This window comes from Thiothrix sp. (assembly GCF_028714775.1).
In the GTDB taxonomy this organism is placed as follows: Bacteria; Pseudomonadota; Gammaproteobacteria; order Thiotrichales; family Thiotrichaceae; genus Thiothrix.
In genome coordinates this window covers 36435-56234 of record NZ_JAQTLS010000001.1, presented here as the reverse complement: position 1 = coordinate 56234, position 19800 = coordinate 36435, and the positions used below count along the sequence as shown (strand labels likewise).

Annotated in this window: 22 protein-coding genes; 18 read left to right on the top strand and 4 right to left on the bottom strand. The window is 54.2% G+C overall.

What is annotated here, in order from left to right:
- Nucleotides 1-59: 59 nt before the first annotated feature.
- The 3 genes from PHE17_RS00275 to PHE17_RS00265 are packed head-to-tail and all read left to right on the top strand — an operon-like array spanning nucleotide 60 to nucleotide 2471.
- Nucleotides 60-479, top strand: coding sequence for a rubrerythrin family protein (locus tag PHE17_RS00275; protein WP_301013775.1), 420 nt, complete (start codon nucleotides 60-62; stop codon nucleotides 477-479).
- 56 nt (nucleotides 480-535) lie between these two features.
- Complete coding sequence (locus PHE17_RS00270) at nucleotides 536-1879, top strand: heterodisulfide reductase-related iron-sulfur binding cluster (RefSeq protein WP_301013774.1); 1344 nt, start codon at nucleotides 536-538, stop codon at nucleotides 1877-1879.
- Between the two features lie 10 nt (nucleotides 1880-1889).
- On the top strand, nucleotides 1890-2471 hold the full coding sequence (locus PHE17_RS00265) for a DUF3501 family protein (protein ID WP_301013773.1): 582 nt from the start codon (nucleotides 1890-1892) through the stop codon (nucleotides 2469-2471).
- Here the strand turns inward: PHE17_RS00265 and ispB are convergent.
- Nucleotides 2468-3436, bottom strand: coding sequence for an octaprenyl diphosphate synthase (gene ispB, locus PHE17_RS00260; RefSeq protein ID WP_301013772.1), 969 nt, complete (start codon nucleotides 3434-3436; stop codon nucleotides 2468-2470). The two genes, PHE17_RS00265 and ispB, sit on opposite strands and share 4 nt — an antisense overlap.
- Nucleotides 3437-3602: 166 nt before the next feature.
- On the opposite strand from ispB, the gene rplU reads away from it, so the two are divergent.
- From rplU to ppx, 15 genes are all read left to right on the top strand, one after another.
- Nucleotides 3603-3917 carry a 50S ribosomal protein L21 gene (gene rplU / locus PHE17_RS00255; RefSeq protein WP_301013771.1) on the top strand — a complete coding sequence of 105 codons (315 nt, stop codon included), beginning with the start codon at nucleotides 3603-3605 and terminating at the stop codon, nucleotides 3915-3917.
- Nucleotides 3918-3929: 12 nt separating this feature from the next.
- On the top strand, nucleotides 3930-4208 hold the full coding sequence (rpmA, locus tag PHE17_RS00250) for a 50S ribosomal protein L27 (protein ID WP_301013770.1): 279 nt from the start codon (nucleotides 3930-3932) through the stop codon (nucleotides 4206-4208).
- A 71-nt stretch (nucleotides 4209-4279) separates the two neighbouring features.
- Nucleotides 4280-5302: an Obg family GTPase CgtA gene (gene cgtA, locus PHE17_RS00245; protein ID WP_301013769.1), complete on the top strand. Its 1023-nt coding sequence runs from the start codon at nucleotides 4280-4282 to the stop codon at nucleotides 5300-5302.
- Nucleotides 5286-6413 (top strand): glutamate 5-kinase, encoded by a 1128-nt coding sequence (gene proB, locus PHE17_RS00240; protein WP_301013768.1) that lies wholly within the window; start codon nucleotides 5286-5288, stop codon nucleotides 6411-6413. Before cgtA ends, proB begins: the two co-directional genes overlap by 17 nt.
- An 88-nt stretch (nucleotides 6414-6501) precedes the next feature.
- Nucleotides 6502-6882: a Co2+/Mg2+ efflux protein ApaG gene (gene apaG, locus PHE17_RS00235; RefSeq protein WP_301013767.1), complete on the top strand. Its 381-nt coding sequence runs from the start codon at nucleotides 6502-6504 to the stop codon at nucleotides 6880-6882.
- A gap of 305 nt (nucleotides 6883-7187) precedes the next feature.
- Complete coding sequence (locus tag PHE17_RS00230; protein ID WP_301013766.1) at nucleotides 7188-8039, top strand: lytic transglycosylase domain-containing protein; 852 nt, start codon at nucleotides 7188-7190, stop codon at nucleotides 8037-8039.
- A 141-nt stretch (nucleotides 8040-8180) separates the two neighbouring features.
- The gene (locus PHE17_RS00225) at nucleotides 8181-9101 is read left to right on the top strand and encodes a branched-chain amino acid transaminase (RefSeq protein WP_301013765.1); all 921 of its coding nucleotides are present in this window, start codon (nucleotides 8181-8183) and stop codon (nucleotides 9099-9101) included.
- A gap of 20 nt (nucleotides 9102-9121) precedes the next feature.
- Nucleotides 9122-9328 (top strand): zinc-finger domain-containing protein, encoded by a 207-nt coding sequence (locus PHE17_RS00220; RefSeq protein ID WP_301013764.1) that lies wholly within the window; start codon nucleotides 9122-9124, stop codon nucleotides 9326-9328.
- A gap of 5 nt (nucleotides 9329-9333) precedes the next feature.
- Nucleotides 9334-10341 carry a lipopolysaccharide heptosyltransferase II gene (waaF, locus tag PHE17_RS00215; RefSeq protein WP_301013762.1) on the top strand — a complete coding sequence of 336 codons (1008 nt, stop codon included), beginning with the start codon at nucleotides 9334-9336 and terminating at the stop codon, nucleotides 10339-10341.
- Nucleotides 10342-10409: 68 nt separating this feature from the next.
- Entirely contained in the window at nucleotides 10410-12284 is a 1875-nt protein-coding gene (locus PHE17_RS00210; protein WP_301013761.1) for a DUF294 nucleotidyltransferase-like domain-containing protein, read from the top strand.
- Nucleotides 12284-12973 carry an exonuclease domain-containing protein gene (locus tag PHE17_RS00205; RefSeq protein ID WP_301013760.1) on the top strand — a complete coding sequence of 230 codons (690 nt, stop codon included), beginning with the start codon at nucleotides 12284-12286 and terminating at the stop codon, nucleotides 12971-12973. The genes PHE17_RS00210 and PHE17_RS00205 overlap by 1 nt, the downstream gene beginning before the upstream one ends.
- Nucleotides 12974-13053: 80 nt before the next feature.
- On the top strand, nucleotides 13054-13263 hold the full coding sequence (gene rpoZ / locus PHE17_RS00200) for a DNA-directed RNA polymerase subunit omega (protein WP_301013759.1): 210 nt from the start codon (nucleotides 13054-13056) through the stop codon (nucleotides 13261-13263).
- A 42-nt stretch (nucleotides 13264-13305) separates the two neighbouring features.
- Nucleotides 13306-15471 (top strand): RelA/SpoT family protein, encoded by a 2166-nt coding sequence (locus PHE17_RS00195; RefSeq protein ID WP_301013758.1) that lies wholly within the window; start codon nucleotides 13306-13308, stop codon nucleotides 15469-15471.
- On the top strand, nucleotides 15443-15826 hold the full coding sequence (locus PHE17_RS00190; RefSeq protein WP_301013757.1) for a RidA family protein: 384 nt from the start codon (nucleotides 15443-15445) through the stop codon (nucleotides 15824-15826). The genes PHE17_RS00195 and PHE17_RS00190 overlap by 29 nt, the downstream gene beginning before the upstream one ends.
- A gap of 3 nt (nucleotides 15827-15829) precedes the next feature.
- A complete protein-coding gene (gene ppx, locus PHE17_RS00185; protein WP_301013756.1) occupies nucleotides 15830-17314 on the top strand; it encodes an exopolyphosphatase in 1485 nt (494 codons plus the stop codon).
- On the opposite strand, the gene PHE17_RS00180 is transcribed toward ppx, so the two are convergent.
- From PHE17_RS00180 to PHE17_RS00170, 3 genes are all read right to left on the bottom strand, one after another.
- The gene (locus PHE17_RS00180; protein WP_301013755.1) at nucleotides 17311-18267 is read right to left on the bottom strand and encodes a DUF808 domain-containing protein; all 957 of its coding nucleotides are present in this window, start codon (nucleotides 18265-18267) and stop codon (nucleotides 17311-17313) included. The genes ppx and PHE17_RS00180 overlap by 4 nt on opposite strands.
- Before the next feature lie 266 nt (nucleotides 18268-18533).
- Nucleotides 18534-19379, bottom strand: coding sequence for a transposase (locus PHE17_RS00175; RefSeq protein ID WP_301013754.1), 846 nt, complete (start codon nucleotides 19377-19379; stop codon nucleotides 18534-18536).
- A 36-nt stretch (nucleotides 19380-19415) separates the two neighbouring features.
- Nucleotides 19416-19679: a hypothetical protein gene (locus PHE17_RS00170; protein WP_301013753.1), complete on the bottom strand. Its 264-nt coding sequence runs from the start codon at nucleotides 19677-19679 to the stop codon at nucleotides 19416-19418.
- Nucleotides 19680-19800 lie beyond the last annotated feature (121 nt).

Sequence of the window (19800 nt, the reverse complement as noted above, 5' to 3'; positions counted from 1 at the left end):
TGCTTTAGAGTACAATGCACCGAATAGTTTAATCAACCAACCAAATCTAGGAGTCCATCATGGAACTGAAGGGAAGTAGAACAGAAGATAACCTGAAAGCCGCATTTGCGGGTGAATCCCAAGCTAACCGCCGTTACCTGTACTTCGCAGCCAAAGCCGACGTTGAAGGCTACAACGATGTTGCCACGGTTTTCCGTTCCACGGCGGAAGGTGAAACAGGCCACGCGCACGGTCACTTGGAATATTTGGAAGTGTCTGGCGATCCGGCAACTGGCTTACCTATCGGCCCTACAGCAGCGAACCTGAAAGCGGCTATTGCGGGCGAAACCCACGAGTACACCGATATGTACCCCGGCATGGCGAAAGAAGCGCGTGACGAAGGTTTCGACGAAATCGCTGACTGGTTTGAAACACTGGCAAAGGCTGAGCGTTCACACGCCAACCGTTTCCAAAAAGCGTTGGATAATCTGGACGCTTAATGTCTTGGTAGGGGCGAATAATCATTCGCTCCTACACCCCACCGGAGAACAACAACATGGCAACCCCAACCCGCGAAGGCAGTCTCAAAGCCCCCACCCGTCACCCCCTCGATTGGAAAAACCCCGAATTTTATAGCGAAGATGCCGTCCTGCACGAAATGGAGCGCGTCTTTGATCTCTGCCACGGTTGCCGCCGTTGCGTCAGCTTGTGCAATTCCTTCCCCACTTTGTTTGATCTCGTCGATAATTCCGAGAGCATGGAAGTAGATGGCGTAGCCAAAAAAGATTACTGGCAGGTCGTTGATCATTGCTATCTGTGCGACCTGTGTTACATGACCAAATGCCCGTACATTCCGCCGCACGAGTGGAATATCGACTTCCCGCACCTGATGCTGCGAGCCAAGGCGGTGAAGTTCAAACAGGGCGAAACCAAATTACGCGACAAAATCCTCAGTGCCACCGATTTGGTGGGAACATTGGCGGGGATTCCGGTGGTTTCCGGCGTGGTGAATGCCATGAACCAGAACGCGCTGTTCCGCAAAGGTTTGGAAAAAGTCTTGGGTGTCCACCCCGATGCGAAAATCCCGTCGTATTACAGCGATACCGGGCGTAAGCGTGTTGCCCGTAGCGCAACGCTGGTGGCGGAATCGGCAGTGCCAGCGGGGCGTACCAGTGGCAAGGTGGCGATTTTTGCTACCTGTTACGGCAACCGTAACGAGCCACATATCGTGGAAGACTTGGGCAAAGTATTCACGCACAACGGCATTCCGGTCACTTTGTTGGACAAGGAGCAATGCTGTGGGATGCCTAAGCTGGAGTTGGGCGATCTGGAATCTGTTGCCGCAGCTAAGGAGGTCAATATTCCTGCAATGATGAAACTCATCAACGAGGGTTGGGATATTGTTGCGCCCGTGCCGTCCTGTGTGCTGATGTTCAAGCAGGAATTGCCGCTGATGTTCCCCGATGATGCGGATGTGCAAACGGTGAAAGCGCGGATTTTCGATCCGTTTGAATACCTGATGCTGCGCCACAAGGAAGGTAAGCTGAATACCGATTTCAAGCAGCCTTTGGGTAAAGTCAGCTACCACACCTCTTGCCATTTGCGCGTACAGAATATCGGTTATAAGACCCGCGAACTGCTGGAATTGATCCCCGATACCAAGCTGGAATTGCTGGAACGTTGTTCTGGGCATGACGGCACGTATGCGGTGAAAAGCGAATTCCATGAGATTTCGATGAAAATTTGCCGCCCGGTGTTCAACAAGGTCAAGCAGGCTAAGCCGGATTATTACGGCAGCGATTGCCCGATGGCGGGGCATCAGATTGAAAATGGGCTGGGGGATGATGCACAAGCACCAACCCATCCGCTGACGATGTTGCGCATTGCTTACGGATTGTGAGGAAAGGGAAATGGATAAACTGACACGCGCTGATTTGATGGGCTTGGAGCAATATGCAGTCGAGCGTAAGGCATTCCGCGAGAAACTGATGGCGCATAAGGCAAACCGCAAGGTGCATATCGGCCCGAATGCGACGTTGTATTTTGAAGACCGCCTGACCATGCAGTACCAGATTCAGGAAATGCTGCGCATCGAGAAAATTTTCGAGGCAGCGGGGATTCAGGATGAGCTGGATGCTTACAACCCGATGATCCCCGATGGTGGCAACTGGAAAGCCACGTTCATGGTGGAGTTCCCGGATGTGGAAGAGCGCAAGGTTTGGCTAGGCAAGCTGATTGGGATTGAGCGCCAAACGTGGGTGCGGGTGCAAGGTTTCGCCAAAGTTTACCCGATTGCCAATGAAGATTTGGAGCGTGAAACCGAGGAAAAAACCTCGTCGGTGCATTTTCTGCGTTTTGAGTTAACGGCGGAAATGGTGGCGGCGGTAAAAGAGGGGGCGGCAATCCAGATGGGGATTGGGCATCCGCATTATGCGTATGAGGTGGAGGTGGCAGAAGCTACCCGTGCCTCACTTGCGGCGGATTTGGCTTAATGGCTGCGGTTAATTGCAAACCATGACAGTGATTCCAGTGCTTGCCTGTACGCGCTATCCGGCAGGCATTGCAAGCTGGCAATTGCCCGCTCCGCTTCCGCTTTCGCCAATTCCAGTGTGTAATCAATCGCTTTGGTGGCGGTGATCGCTTGCATGATGGTGTCGATGTGTTCCAAACCACCTTGTTCGATGGATTGGCGTAACAGTGCGGCAGTGGCAGCATCGCTGCGCTGCATGGCGATAATCAGCGGCAGGGTCGGTTTGCCTTCTGCCAAATCATCACCCACGTTTTTGCCCATTTCGGCGGCATCGGCGGTGTAATCCAACACGTCATCGACTAACTGGAATGCCGTGCCCAAGTGCATTCCGAAGTTTGCCATCGCCTGTTCTTTGTCGGTATCTAAGCCCGTCAGTACCGCGCCCAATTGGCACGCAGCCTCAAACAGTTTCGCGGTTTTGGAGTGGATCACTTCCATGTAGCGCTGTTCGGTGGTGTCGGGGTCGTGGCAGTTGAGCAATTGCAGGACTTCACCTTCCGCAATGGTGTTGGTGGTGGTGGAAAGTATTTCCATGATGCGCATACTGCCGACATCCACCATCATTTCAAACGAGCGTGAATAGAGGAAATCGCCTACCAGTACCGCCGCTTGGTTGCCCCACACGTTGTTGGCAGTTTCCTTGCCCCGGCGCATGTCGGATTCATCCACCACGTCGTCGTGCAGCAGGGTGGCAGTGTGGATGAATTCCACGATGGCAGCGACATCCACATGCCGTTCGCCTTGATAGCCGCACGCACGCGCCACCAGCAAGGCCAGTAAAGGGCGTAAGCGTTTGCCGCCGCTACCGATGATATAGTGGCTGAGCTGGTTGATGAGGACGACATCGGAATGCAAGCGACGCTGAATCAGCGCATTGACCGCTTGCATGTCTGCATCGGCAAGTAGGCGTATTGAGTTGAAATCCATGATAATGCAGGCTGCGGTAAAGCCCCGAATGCTAGGAATAGCACCCCCGTATGTCAAGCGATACGCTCAATCCGCGCCAATATTTATTTGCTGTTTGACCTGCGGTGGCTTTACAGCTACAATCCTGCGGCTCTTTAACAGGACATTTTTTGGAGATTCGTTAATCATGTATGCGGTCATCGTAACGGGCGGTAAACAGTACCGCGTCGCTCAAGGCGACAGCATCTTCGTTGAAAAACTGGATGCAGAAGAAGGCGCAGATATTGATTTCGAAAATGTCCTGATGGTCGGGGAAGGTGATTCCGTGCAAATCGGCGCACCTTACGTTGCAGGCGCGAAAGTAACTGCTAACGTTGTGGCCCAGACTCGCGGCGTCAAAGTGCGGATCATGAAATTCCGCCGCCGTAAGCACCATCAGAAATGTACTGGTCACCGCCAGTACCTGACACAGATCGAAATCACTGGTATTTCAGCAGCGTAAGGGGATACAGCAATGGCACACAAAAAGGCAGGCGGTAGTACCCGCAACGGTCGTGATTCAGAATCCAAGCGACTTGGCGTAAAACGCTTCGGTGGTCAATTGGTTCTGGCTGGCAACATTTTGGTACGTCAACGCGGCACTCGCTTCCACGCTGGTGACAACGTTGGCCTTGGTAAAGACCATACCCTGTTTGCAAAAGCAACGGGCATTGTGGTTTTCCAACGTAAAGGCCCAGAAAGCCGCAAGTATGTTAGCATTCAGCCAGTAGCGGTTGAAGGCTGTTCAGCTTAAGGCATCTGTCGCAAGACGATTTGCTTAAAGCCCCGCTTGGTCGGGGCTTTTTGCGTATGTAGGCACGAAATATGAGATTTGTTGATGAAGTAACCATCCGTGTCAAAGCGGGTGATGGTGGCAACGGTTGCGTGAGCTTCCGCCGCGAAAAGTACATCGAATTCGGTGGCCCCAACGGCGGCGATGGCGGTGATGGCGGCGACGTGTATTTGGTTGCCGAGCGTAACTTGAATACCTTGGTCGATTTCCGTCAAGCGCGTTATTTTGAGGCGCAGCGCGGTGAAAATGGTGCGGGTGCTAACATGACCGGCAAGCGTGGTGATGACCGGGAAATCAGTGTTCCTGTCGGCACGGTTGCTTACGACGAAGAAACCAGCGAGCTGATCGGCGACCTGACTGAGCCGGGGCAGCGTTTGCTGGTGGCGAAAGGTGGCTGGCATGGCTTGGGTAACTTGCGTTACAAAAGTTCGGTAAACCGTGCGCCGCGCCAATCGAAACCGGGTACGCCGGGTGAGTTGCGTGTATTGCGCATGGAATTGAAGCTGCTGGCGGATGTCGGTTTGCTGGGCTTGCCGAATGCGGGCAAATCCACCTTGATTAGTGCAGTGTCGGCGGCGCGTCCCAAGGTTGCTGATTATCCTTTCACCACTTTGTACCCGAATCTGGGCGTGGTGAGTGTTGGTGCATTGCAAAGTTTCGTGATGGCGGATATTCCCGGCTTGATCGAAGGTGCGGCAGAGGGCTTGGGTTTGGGCATCCAGTTCCTAAAACACCTTTCGCGTACCAGTTTATTGCTGCACATGGTGGACATTGCGCCAATGGCGGAAGAGAATGAGCCAGTGCGTGCCGTGCGTACCATCGAGGCGGAACTGGAAAAATACAGTACGGAACTGGCGAGTTACCCGCGTTGGTTGGTACTGAACAAAATTGACGTATTGCCAGCGGAAGAGCGCGAAAGCCGTTGTCAGGAAATCGTCGATGCGCTCGGCTGGGATGGCAGGGTGTTCAGGATTTCTGCTGCGACTGGCGAAGGCACGCAAGACCTGTGTTTCCAAATCATGCAATATCTGGACGAGAATGCTCAAGCGAACTGAATTCATGCCCAAGACCCAGCGTTGGGTCGTCAAAATTGGCAGTGCCCTGCTGACCCGTGATGGCGAAGGGCTTGACCGTGCTGCACTGGCTGATTGGGCGGGGCAAATGGCGCGTCTGCACAAATCCGGTGTGGAAATTGTGCTGGTGTCTTCCGGCGCGGTTGCTGAAGGCATGAGCCGCATGGGGTGGAAAACCAAGCCCAAAGCTTTGTTTGAAAAGCAGGCTGCGGCTGCGATTGGGCAAATGAGCTTGATCCATGCTTACGAAGTGGTGTTCCAGCAGCACGGTTTCCACGCGGCACAGGTCTTGTTGACCCACGATGACCTTGCTAACCGCCGCCGTTACCTCAATGCGCGTAGCACCCTTACTACCTTGATTGACCTGAAAGTGATCCCCGTCATTAATGAAAATGACACAGTGGCTTTCGACGAAATCCGGCTGGGGGATAACGACACGCTGGGTGCGTTGGTGGGAAATCTGGTCGAGGCCGATGTGCTGGTAATCCTTACCGACCAATCCGGTTTGTATGACAAAGACCCGCGCAAGTTTAGCGATGCCCAACTGATCCATGAAGGGCGTGCCAATAACCCGGATTATCTGGAATTTGCCGGTGGTGCGGGGACGTTGATTGGCAGTGGCGGGATGCGCACCAAAATTCTGGCGGCACAACGGGCTTCGCGTTCTGGTTGCGCGACGGTGATTGCGTCCGGGCGTGAGCCGCAAGTGCTGGAACGTCTCCGTGCTGGCGAAGAATTGGGAACCTTATTGTTACCGGATGCTGCCCCGATTGCCGCACGGAAACAGTGGATTGCGGGGCAATTGGCTGCGAAAGGTTCATTGTGGCTGGATGCGGGCGCGACGGATGCGATCCTCAATACCGGCAAAAGCCTGCTACCTGTCGGGGTGGTGCGGGTCGAAGGTGTGTTTGACCGAGGCGAAGTGGTCAGTTGCGTGGCAGAAGATGGTCGCCTGATCGCCAAGGGGCTGGTGAATTATTCCAGCGAAGAGGCTGACCGCATTAAGCGCCATCCGAGTAAATCAATTGAACAAGTTTTGGGCTATGTCGATGCGCCGGAACTGATTCACCGTGATAATTTGGTGCTGTTATAAGCGAAAGCCCGCATTGGTCGGGTTTTATTAGGGTTTCCGTTAGGGCTGCTGTATGTTTAGCCTTCCACGTGTGTAAAAGGGTGTCGAAATGGATAGCGAACGCTACAACATTCAGGTTTCTGTCGAAAGCCACTATATCGAGAAAGAATCTGATCCTGACCAAAGCCGTTATGTTTTTGCTTATACAGTTACAATCCTTAACCAAGGCAGTGTTGCTGCTAAGCTGCTGACCCGTCATTGGGTGATTTCAGATTCGGATGGGCGCACCCAAGAGGTTCGCGGCGAAGGGGTGATTGGTGAGCAGCCTTACCTGAAGGCGGGTGAGGGCTTCCGTTATACCAGCGGTACGATTCTGGACACGCCATTAGGGGTCATGCAAGGCACTTACCAAATGCTGGCAGATGATGGTGAGCGCTTTGATGCCCGGATCCCTCCCTTCCGTCTGGCAAACCCCCGCTTGCTGCACTAAAACGCCATATTATTTCCCGCAATAAAAAGGCTCGCGCACTATAAAAATGCGCAAGCCCGATTGCGGTATCACGATCCCTATGAATCCCCGCGAAACTAAGACAGATCAGAACCGCCTTGTTTGAGTGTAGGACACCAGTGGCGAAAAGCAACTTCGCCGCTTATCTGATGTGTTGGACACGGGTTAAAACGGAGGGATATAGTGTGATAACAGAGCAAATCAACAGATTGAGTGTTAAGCAAAAGATAAAAATTCCCCGGTAGATGTGAATACTGATTAATAAATAAAAACAATAAGTGGTAGCAATGAATAACCCAGACAAGTCGCGTCATGCCCATGGTGTTCTTGCGCTGTCTTTCCTGTGCGGTGTTGGTGTTACGGCACATAGCCAGTCGGCGGAAGCCGCGATTTACACCTACGTTGACAAAGAAGGGACACGCTGGTTAACCAATACGCCTAAACAAGGCAAAAAATACAAGCTGGTTGCGAAATACGGTGCGCCACAAAAAGCACGTCCGCGAACCGTAACGCCGCCGCCGATGCCCCGCAATTATGCCGCTACTAACGTGCCCGTTGCGTTTTCTGGAGGCATCCCGCCGCACCATTGTGGCAGACAAAGCCACGATCAACTGGAGCGCAAGTTCATCTCGCATTTGTCCTCCGTGCGTGCTTATGCCCAACAGTACGGGGTCGATGTAAATTTGGTGCGGGCGGTGATGAAGCAGGAGTCTTGCTTTAACCCCAATGCCCGCTCGAAGGCGGGGGCGATGGGGTTGATGCAACTGATGCCGGATACCGCAAACCACTTAGGCGTGGGGAATGCATGGGATCCGCAGCAAAATATCGAAGGCGGCATCAAGTATTTGGCGCAAATGTTGCGCGAATTCAATGGCAATAAGGCATTGGCGTTAGCGGCCTATAATGCCGGGCCTGGTGCGGTGCGCAAGTACAATGGGATGCCGCCTTACCGCGAAACCCAAAACTACGTCGCCAAGATTATGGCAGAGTATAACCGCACGCCGACGATGCCGAGGCTCGCGGCAGCAGGCTACCAGCGTAATGCGCGTGTGCCTGCGGGTGGTGGGCGCGGCTATGGCTGGGCGCGTCCTGTGCAGGAGTTCACGGTATTCCAAGGTTTAACGCCGGGCGAAGTGTAAGCGTTTTTTCATTTGGTATTTCTCCCTGCCTCGCTGGAACCAGCGGGGCTTTTTTTTCGTCCGTGATCCGCTGTCACGGTCTGGCAACAATTTCAGACTGCGTGTATCCTTTGACGTTTCATTTTGTTGTGGAGATAAGCAATGTCGATGTCCGACCGCGATGGCCTGATCTGGCTGGACGGCGCAATGGTTCCTTGGCGCGAAGCCAAAACCCACGTCCTAACCCATACCCTTCACTATGGCATGGGCGTTTTTGAAGGTGTGCGGGCGTATAAGACCGAACAAGGCACTGCCATTTTCCGCTTGCAGGATCATACTGACCGCCTGTTCAATTCCGCCAAAATCATGCGTATGCCGATGCCGTTCAGCAAAGAAATCTTGAACGACGCGCAACGGGCAGCGGTACGTGAAAACAAGCTCGACTCCGCCTATATCCGCCCCATGTGTTTCTACGGTTCCGAAGGTATGGGCTTGCGTGCCGATAATCTGGAAACCCACGCGATGGTTGCTGCATGGACATGGGGTGCTTACCTCGGTGCGGAAAACATGGAAAAGGGTATCCGCATCAAGACTTCCTCTTTCAACCGTCATCACGTCAACGTTACCATGTGCAAGGCGAAAGCCAACGGTAACTACATGAATTCGATGCTGGCGCTGCGTGAAGCACTGGACGACGGCTACGACGAAGCACTGGTGTTGGATGTCGATGGTTTTGTTTCTGAAGGTAGTGCAGAAAACTTCTTCCTCGTCAGAGATGGCGTCATTTATACCCCTGACCTGACCTCCGCACTGGATGGGATTACCCGTAAAACCGTGGTGACGTTGGCACGTGATTTGGGCTTTGAAGTCCGTGAAAAACGCATTACCCGTGATGAAGTGTATGTCGCGGATGAAGCCTTCTTCACTGGTACGGCAGCGGAAGTTACCCCGATCCGTGAACTGGATCGTCGCTCGATTGGTTCAGGGGCACGTGGCCCGATTACTGAGCAATTGCAAACACTGTATCTGGATATTGTGCATGGGCGCTCTGAAAAATACCGTCACTGGTTGACCCTTGTATAACTGATTGTGTTGGAGGCCGTATGTCCGCACCGAGCATTGCCGATTACAAACGTTTAGGGGAAACCCGCGAAGTGGTGGTCAAGCGGCAGGATTTGCCCTTGCATTGCCCAACCGATGAAACTGCGTTGTGGTGTTCGCACCCGCGAGTCTCATTGGCGATTGAGCGTAGTGCTGACAAGACTGCCCGTTGCCCTTATTGCGGTACGCTCTACCGTTTGATCGACTAAGCGCAATGCCATTTGCCCCGCAGCGTTGCCTGATCGTCGGCCCTTCGTGGGTTGGCGATATGGTGATGGCGCAAAGCCTGTTCATGGCGCTGCGTGGGCGTTTCCCCGACCTGCAAATTGATGTGCTTGCCCCTGCGTGGAGCAAGCCGATACTGGCTGCGATGCCACAAGTCCATGCTGCACTTGAAATGCCCTTGTCACACGGAATGTTGGCACTGGGCGAACGTTATCGGCTGGGCAAGTCTTTGCGCAGCAATGCATACGATTGGGCAATCGTGCTGCCGCGTTCCCTCAAGTCTGCACTCGTGCCATTCTGGGCGAATGCCAAGGTACGTACAGGTTTCAAGGGGGAAATGCGTTATGGGCTGCTGAACGACATCCGTCCGTTGGATAAGTCGGTGCTGACCATGACGGTGCAGCGTTTCGTTGTCTTGGGTTTGCCGCAAGATGCTGCGTTACCGCCGGAAATCCAGCAGCCGCATTTGGTGGTGACAGAAGTACAGCGTGATGAGGTACGGCAGAAGTTTCTGGCTTCCACCTCCCGTTTGCTTGCCCTGTGTCCCGGTGCTGAATACGGCGGGGCAAAACGTTGGCCTGCCGAATATTTTGCGGAAGTTGCCAAGCATTGGGTTGCGCAAGGCGGGCAAGTTGTCTTGCTGGGTTCAGGCAAAGATGCACCTGTGACTGCTGAAATTGCCGCAACTACCCATTCCCCTGCGTGCATTGATCTCGCCGGAAAAACCAGCTTGCAGGAAGTATTGGCCTTACTATCACTGTCTGATCAAGTGGTGAGCAATGATTCTGGCCTGATGCACGTCGCGGGAGCGGTGGACGCGCCCGTTATTGCTTTGTATGGTTCTTCCGATCCTACCTATACCCCTCCGCTAAGTGACCACGCACAAATCCTGTCTATGGGTCTGGAATGCAGCCCTTGCTTCAAGCGTGAATGCCCGCTAGGGCACTTGAATTGCTTGAAAAAGATCACGCCAGAACACGTCATTTCCTTGCTATAAGGCACGAAAATTACCGCTTTCCTATGCTATGCTGCCTCGCACAATCTACATGCTAGGATGGACGACCGATGGAAGTTGAACAGCTCGAAATCCGTGATTATTTGGCAAAGTGCCCGCCGCTGACGGAGCTGCCCGCCGATTATTTGAATGAAGTGGCACAAGGCTTGGAAATCCAATATGTCCGGCGTGGTACGGATGTGTTGAAGGCCGGGGGGATTAACCATCACAGCTTTTTGATCCGCAGTGGGGCGATGGAAGTGTTCCTGCCCAACGGCGAACTCTATGGGCGTTTCAGTGAGGGGGAATGGGTTGGCTACCGTTCCGTGATGCGCGATGGTAAGGTCAGCATGGATGTTAAAGCCATTGAAGATACCCTGCTGTATGCGGTTTCCGGTCAGATGTTCCTAGAAATGCTGGAACGTTTTGAGCGGGTACGTAAGTATTTCACCGACGGCAAGCCGGAGCGTTTACGCCGTGCGATCCAAGAAATCCGGGGGGCGGATGACGGTTTCGCCATGATTACCCTGCACGTGCGGGATTTGATGAAACTGCCGATGTTGGTGGGGCGCAATGAGAGCATCCAGCAGGTTGCCCGCCAGATGAGCGAAGTCAACGCCCAGACCGCGATGGTGACAGAAGACGATGCGAGCTTGTGCGGTATTGTCACGGATGTGGATTTCCGCCGCCGGGTGGTGGCTGAAGGTTTAGGTGTGCATTTGCCGATTGCGGACATCATGACTGTCAATCCGCTGACCCTTTCCTCGCGTGACCAAGCATCAGAAGCCTTGTTGCTGATGGCGCGGCGTAATATCCGTCATGTGCCAGTTATGGATGGTAAGGACGTGGTGGGCGTCATTTCCGCTTCCGATTTGCTGCGCAGCCAAAGCCACAATGCGGTCTATCTGGTCGGTGATATTTTTGCCGCTGCGCACGTTGAGCGTTTGGCGGAACTGAGTAAAGTGTTGCCGAAGGTGATGGTGGGGCTGGTCAAGAACAGTTTGCCCGCGAGTGACATTGGGCAGGCGATCACTTCCATTGGGCAGGCGATTGTGCGGCGTATGTTGGCGTTGGCGGAAGAGAAATTCGGTGCGCCGCCCGTGCCTTACGCTTTCGTTGCCGCAGGGTCATTGGCACGGCGCGAACAGACGGCGCATTCTGACCAAGATAACGGCATGATTTTGTCGGATGATTACAATGAAGCTGAGCACGGCGAGTATTTCCGTAACCTTGCGCGTTACGTCAGTGACGGCCTGAATGCTTGCGGCTATGTGTATTGCCCCGGTGATGTCATGGCAACCAACGACCAGTGGCGGCAGCCGTTGGCGGTCTGGCGTGGTTACTTTGAGACATGGATCAATAAGCCAGAAGCGAAAGCGTTGATGTACGCCAGTATCTTCTTCGATTTGCGCTGCCTGCACGGGGATGAAAGCCTGTTGACCGATTTGCAGGAAGAAATCCTCAAGAAAACCAAGGCCAGTACTTTGTTCCAAGCGTTCATGGCGAGTAACGCGCTGAGCCACCGTCCGCCGTTGGGCTTCTTCCGGGGCTTTGTGCTGGACAAAGAAAAAGACGGCAGCGATGAAAAAGGCATGGACATGAAAAAGCGCGGTGTCGTGCCAGTCATTGACCTTGCACGGGTATTTGCGCTGGCTGGCGGGCTTAGCCCCATTAATACGTGGGAACGCCTTGATGCGATTGCCGATGAAGGGGTATTGTTGTCACAAGCTTCGGTCAATGATTTGCGTGATGCCTTTGAGTTTATTAGCATGGTACGCTTGCAGCATCAGGCCAAGCAGATTGAAAAAGGCCAAAGCCCGAACAACTACGTACCGCCAGAGGAATTGTCAGCCTTGGAACGCCGCCATCTGAAAGACGCTTTTGAAGTGATTGCCACCACCCAAACCATCATGGCTAGCCGTTATCAGGCCGACAGGTTCCGCTGATGTGGTGGCGCTGGTTTTCCCCGGAAGCCCAGAAGCAGCGCCTATTGAAAAAGGTGGAGCACCCGCTCGCCCGCGCTTACTTGGAAACGCCATTCCCTGACAAAAAGCGCAATGCGTGGGAATTGGATTATTTGGTGCTGGATTTCGAGACGACCGGGCTGGATGCCTCGAAAGATGCCATCTTGAGCATGGGTTACACCGAAATCCGGGGCGGGCGGGTGCAGATGGATGGCTGCATCCACCGCATCATCAAGCTGAATATCCCACTGCCGCCGGAAACGGTGGTTATCCACAAAATCACCGACGACCGCATGAATGCAGGCATCCACTTACACGATGCCCTGCATGAGTTGCTGGAACGCATGACTGGCAAAGTGGTGGTGGTGCATTTCGCACACATCGAAAGCACCTTCCTGCACGCTGCGATGGAACGGGTTTACGGGCAAAAACTGCCGTTACTGATGTTGGATACGCTAGCCATCGAGCGGCGCTGGCGGGAACGCACCCAGCAAGTCATTATTCCCAACCAATTCCGACTGGGCAATTTGCGCAATGCTTATAGTCTGCCGCGCTACGGGGCGCACAGCGCATTGATGGATGCGATTGCTACCGCTGAACTGTTTCTGGCAGAAATGAGTTACATGCAGTGCGAGAAAGACGGCATCCGTTTAGGGGATTTGCTGGGCTGACAATTTTTAAGGTTGACCTCGTTTATAATCAGGCTTAATGTAGGTCGGCTTGATGGATTACTTTTGCAGAGCATAAATAAATGGCACGTATCACCGTAGAAGACTGCTTAGCGCACGTCGAAAATAATTTTGAACTGGTATTGAAAGCGGCGAAACGCGCACGCGACATTTCCCACGGGGCACAACCACTGGTCGCGGAAGAAGGCGACAAGCCAACCGTCGTGGCTTTGCGCGAGATTGCTGAGGGCTTGCTAAGCAAGAAACCTGTGGTTATTACCCTTCAGGACTAAGTACGGCAACGCTGGCAGTGAGTACTGGTTAGGAGGAGTGGTATGAAGAATGTGTTCCGCGCCCAAGACCTGACCCGCCTGATTGAACGTTACATGGAAGAGGCGGGCGTGCGTAAAGTCTATGAGGCTTTCCTGCTCGCGGCTGAAGCACACGACGGCGTATTCCGCAAAGACGGCGTTACCCCCTACATTACCCATCCGCTGGAAGTGGCACACATTCTGGCGGATTTGCATTTGGACGCTGATACCATCTGTGCGGCATTGCTGCACGATGTGTTGGAAGATACCCCTTACCAGCGTGATGAACTCGTGGTGCATTTCGGCGAAGCGGTTGCCGATATGGTCGAAGGCGTCACCAAGCTGGAAAAAGATGAGGTGCTGACCACCAAGCAGGCCGTGACCATCGCCAGTTTCCGCAAGATGATGCAGGCGATGACGGAAGATTTCCGGGTGGTGCTGATCAAACTGGCTGATCGCCTGCACAATATGCGTACCCTCGGTAATATGAAAGCCGATGCGCGGCGACGCATTGCCGAAGAAACTTTCGCTACCTACGTGCCCTTGGCACGGCGCATGGGGATGAATGACATCCGCCGCCAACTGCAATCACTTGCCTTCCAGAATTTATACCATTGGCGCAGCCAGATATTGCAACACGCGCTGGATGTGTACCTGACCACCCACGAAGAAAAACACGAGCGGATTGTACAAAAGGTGACAGATGTGCTGTCAGCGGCAATGCCCGGCACGTCGGTGTTTCCGTGGGACAAAAACCTGTTCAGGATTTACGAGCAATGCAAGCGCGAAGGCACGAACTTCCGCCAGCAGTGTGATTTGCTGGAAATCCGCATATTGGTGCGCGAACGCAACGAGTGCTATCAGGCGCTTGGCGTGATCCACGAGCTTTACCGCCCGCGCATGGGTATGTTTAATGATTTCATTGCCACGCCCAAAGGCGGTTATGGTTTTCAGGCATTGCAGACCGTGGTGATGGCTTCCGGTCAGCAGTCGGTGCGTTTCCAAATCCAGACCCGCGAAATGTACCAAACCGCGCAATACGGCATCGCCGCGCAATGGCGTTACCCCGACATGCGTACCACGCGCAAGGCCGAATACACCCAAGCGGTGTTGGGGCGTTGGTTGGTGCATGTGAAGGAGTTGGATTACCAAGCCGGGAACCCCGACGAATTCTACGAAGACATGCAGGCCGACCTGTTCCAGACCGAAATTTACGCCTATACCCCCGCAGGTGATGTGAAAGAATTCCCCAAAGGCGCGACGCTGGTGGATTTTGCTTACGCCGTGCATACCCAAGTGGGGCATCATTGCATCGGCGCGAAAGTGGATGGGGTGGAACGCCCTTTGCGTACCCGCATCCCCCATAACATGGCAGTGATTGAAATCATCACCGATAAGCACGCCAGCCCGCAGCCATCGTGGTTAAATTTCGTGGTGACAGGGCGGGCGAAATCTTGTATCCGTAACTGGTTACGCCAGCAAACAGCAGGTGAGCAATTGGTGCTGGGGCGTGACCGCTTGGTGAGTGCCTTGCAAAGCCGTGGTAGCCAGCTTGATGCCCTCGACCCTGCGCATTTGGAAGCAAGCCTGAAAGCCCTCGGTTACGCTGACCAAGATGCACTTTTCATGGCGGTTGGGCGCGGCGATGAATGTTCGCGCTTGCTGTCAGAACGCTTGCTGGGAAATATGCCTGCCGCCGAAACCCGCCAAGATGCACCACTGCTCATCAAAGGCACGACCGGGCTGGCAGTGAAATTTGCCACGTGTTGTTTGCCATTGCCGCCTGAAAACATTTTGGCGCACCAGCACCGCACCCGAGGGCTGGAAATCCACCGCGCTGATTGCCCGCACATTGCCCGCATTGAAACCTCCGACGACGTGTTCGCGGTGGCGTGGGCGCAGGAAATGTTGGGGCAAAAATTCTCTGCCGGGGTGGTGGTCGATGTGCGGGATGTCAAAGGCATGTTGCGCCAGATTACCCAATGCCTGGAAAACATGGACGTGAACATCATCGACCTGAACATTACCGGCGAAGGGCAGGTCAAGCAGGACACCCTAATCATTCAGGTAAATGATTTGGGGCATTTACAAGAGGTCATGCGTCAGCTAAAACACATCCCTAATGTGTTAAATGTTTCCCGACTGACGAAAAAGGATTCCCATGACCCGAACAATCATTTCCACGACTGACGCCCCACAAGCGATTGGCACGTATTCGCAAGCCGTGCGTACCGGCAACACTGTTTACCTTTCCGGGCAAATCCCCTTAGTCCCCGCAACCATGCAGATGGTGGAAGGCGACATCGCCGCGCAAGTGCGCCAAGTGTTCCAAAATTTGTCAGCCGTTGCCCAAGCCGCAGGCGGGACACTGAATGATTGTGCGAAAGTGCATGTGTTCCTCACTGATCTGGTCAATTTCCCAGTGGTCAATCAAGTGATGGCGGAATTTTTCACCGAACCTTACCCTGCGCGTGCTGCTATCGGCGTGGCTTCGCTGCCGCGTGGGGCAGAAGTGGAAGTCGACGCGATTATGGTACTGGAATAAATCATGCGTAAATTGGCGGCGATTGACCTTGGCTCTAACAGTTTCCACATGATCGTGGTGCAACTGGATGCCCAGGGGCAGGTGACGATCCTCGACCGGCTGCGTGAGCCAGTGCGCTTAGGCGGCGGTTTGGATGCCAAAGGTAATCTGACCAAAGAGGCGCAGCAGCGGGCGGTGGCTTGCTTGCAACGTTTTGGTGAACGCTTGCGCGATTTCCCCTCGGAAAATGTCGCGGCGGTGGGCACGAACACCTTGCGCATGACCAAAAATGCCCGTGAATTCCTGTTACTGGCGGAAGCGGCATTGGGGCATCCGATTGCCATCATCAGCGGACGTGAAGAAGCCCGCCTGATTTACCTCGGCGTGGCGCATTCTCTGGCACAAGATCAGCGCGGTAAGCGTTTCGTTATGGACATTGGCGGCGGCAGTACAGAGCTGATTATCGGCAAGGGTTTCGAGCCGCTGCATCTGGAAAGTTTACGCATGGGCTGTGTCAGCAGCAGCCAGCGGTTTTTCCCCGATGGCAATTTGGGCAAAGCGTGCTGGGAAAAAGCCCTGACCGCCGCGCATCTGGACTTGTTACCCGTCAAAGCCAGTTACCGCGAGATTGGCTGGGAGTCTGCCACGGGTGCTTCCGGCACAATCCGCAGTGTGAAAAAGGTCATCCAGCAAACCGGCTTAGCACCTTACGGCATTACGTTGGATGATATGCAGAAAATCCGTGCGATGATGACCGAGGCGGGGCATATCGACAAACTCAAGCTTGCGGGGCTGAGCGATGACCGCAAGCCGGTATTCGCCGGGGGTTTGGCAATCCTGATTGCGGTGTTCGAAGCGCTGAAAATCCGCCGCATGTTCGTGTCGGATGGGGCATTGCGCGAAGGGTTGATCTACGACCGGCTTGACCGCTACCAGCACGAAGACTTACGCGACAAGACCGTGCGGGGTTTGCAGCAACGTTTTCAGGTTAATTTGCCGCAAGCCGAAGTGGTGCAAAAAACTGCGCACAAGCTGTTTAACCGCTGCCGCGATGATTGGAAGTTGCCGGAACATCTGGACACCTTGCTGTGCTGGGCGGCGGATTTGCATGAACTGGGTTTGGCGATTTCCCACAGCAGTTACCACAAACATGGCGGTTATTTGCTGGAAAATGCGGACTTACCGGGTTTTTCCAGCGAGGAGCAGCGTTGGTTAAGTGTGCTGGTGCGCACTCACCGCCAGAAGATTTCCCCCAAACTGTTCGATGTGTTGGATGGTCGTCATCGGCAAACCGCGCTGTATTTGAGCGTATTACTGCGCTTGTCGGTGTTGCTGCACCGTTCCCACAACGAACATGCGCCGCGTATTGAGCGCATCAAACTGGGCAAAAACCGTATCGAACTGCGTTTCGCCGAACCCGATCTGGCGGGCAAACGCCCCTTGCTGCTGGCAGACTTGGAGCGTGAAAAAGCGTTTCTGGCGGCGGTGGATGTTGATCTGGTGTTTTAGCCCGCTTGCCGGAATTTACCGATGAGCGCGGTTGCAGGGGTAATAACGGCAAGCACCAATGCACCCGCCAAGACGCCGCAAAGGCCGCCCAAGAGTGTTGGGGTAATTGCTGCCAACACGCCACCAATCCAGCCGACTTGGTGCACAAACAGTTCCGCCCCGTGCGTGAAGTCGTGCGCGTGCGGGATGCCGTGCAACAAAATTCCGCCACCAACGAGGAACATGGCGGCTGTCCCCACCACCGATAAGGCTTTCATCAGCCACGGCGCGAACCACAATAGACCCCGGCCTATGGCTTGGCGGACGCTAGTCCAACCACTGGCAACGCGGTCTTTGAGCAGGTGGTAGCCGAGGTCGTCGAGTTTGACGATGCCCGCGACAAAGCCGTACACGCCGATGGTCATAATGATGGCAATGGCAGAAACGGTGATGGCTTGGGTCACGAGAGTGGCCTTTTCGACCGTGCCGAGGGCAATCACGATGATTTCAGCGGATAGCACGAAGTCGGTGCGGATTGCGCCTTTGATCTTGTCTTGCTCAAACGCCACCATGTCGATGTCAGGGTCATGCGCCACTTCGAGGAGTTCGGCATCTTCGGCGTGTTCTTCCGCGTCATTGTGGGTGAGGTTGTGGTAAATTTTCTCGAAACCTTCAAAGCACAAATACGCACCACCCACCATCAACAGTGGCGTAATCAACCACGGCGCAACCGCGCTGATCAATAGGGCAGCGGGCACAAGGATCAGTTTGTTGATGAACGAACCTTTGGCAACCGCCCATACTACCGGCAATTCGCGTTCGGCTTGTACGCCAGCCACTTGTTCGGCGTTCAGGGCAAGGTCATCCCCCAATACGCCCGCAGTTTGCTTTGCCGCCACCTTGGTCATGACGGAAACATCGTCGAGTACGGTAGTAATGTCGTCGAGTAAGGCTAAAAGGCTTCCGGCCGCCATGCGAAACTCCTGATTTCATGGATTTATGTGTTGGGCGATATGCTACACGGATGCGGCGGGAGGGTCTATCGCCATACGCGCCAACTTAAGCCCCAATCCCATAGGTTAAACACGGCTCATCCCCATTTCCCGGCATTGGTTCAATAGCTCAAGAATGGGGCTTGGCAAACATTGTAACTTTCGCTTTCTGGGGCGTTCGCTCAAACTTTTGATGTTGTCATCACTGAAGCGGCTATCGACCGGGAAACAGGCTTTTATGCCTGCTTTCAACCTATCAGCGACGGTTTCCAGAGTCGCCAATCGGTGATCTGACGGGGATTGTCGAGTTTGCGTTTGGCCTTGGCAACGCGGCTTTGCGTCATCTTTTCCAGAACTGCCGCGTACAACAATTTGCCATGGAGGTACAGTTCAGCCAGTTTTGAACCCTTGTGCGCCCGTAGCCCGTCGACATCCAGCAAACTTTTGAGGCGTTTGATCACCAGTTCTACCTGCCAGCGGACACGGTAGAGTGCGGATGCGGTGGCGGTGCTGAGCAATTCCGGCGGCAATGAGGTGAAAATCAGTACCCACTCGCTGAGGTAGAGGGCTTCAGTGCTGGGTTTGCGCCCTTTGTCTTTGGCACGTTGGCGGGCAGCGCGGCGGGCTTCGGCAGCTTTTTCTGCTGGCAAGGGGATGGCGTGAAGGTAGCCTTGCATCCGTTTGTTGCCGTGGCATAACCAGACAGGCTCACAACTGGGATGGTTGCCCAGTTTGCGTAAACGGGCATACCAGTCGATTTTGACCATACGTCCGGCATCCTCGCCTGTGCCATCCTCATACAGGTTCATGCTGTGGGCGTTGTAGCGCAACACCACGTCACCACCCCGGTCGATGAAAGGCACTAACGTTTTGGGTTGGTTGTAACCCCGGTCAACCAGCACCACATCGCCTGCTTCCAACTGGTAATGGTCGAGGTTTTCGCCTTCCTTGTCGGTGGTGACTTCAACTTGATGGATGCTCAGGTTGACCAAATCAATGGCAATATGCAGGCGGTATGTCGTGGCGGTTGCACCCGGTTCTTGCACAGTCGAGCCGTCGATGACAATGAAGCGGCAGTTTGCCGCTGTCGACAACCTCCGCCAGCCCAAATACACCTGCCAACAGGGATTTTACCCAAGGGGTGCAGGCTTCCAGTCTTTTTTTACCGCCGTATCACTCAGGTAGCCCTGCATCTGGGCTATTTCCCCGGCACAACTGCGCAACGACAAGTCCAAGCCGCAGTATGCCAGCACTAGCTGGAGCAGTTGCAGCGGGCTTTTGATCTTGCGGGCGCGGGCAAACGCCTTGAATTCATACGCTTGTTGGTGATAATCGGCGGGCAGGGCTTGCAGGAATTGGGCAAAACGGCTATCTAGTGTGGATGGCAACTTCATAGGGACTTTCACTTTGGCCAGTAAAAGCATCCTATATGGGGTTGCCACACCCAGTTTCCCAATGTTTAACAACAGGTTGCAAGCTTAAGTTGGCGCTTATGGGGTCTATCGCTAGGGTTTT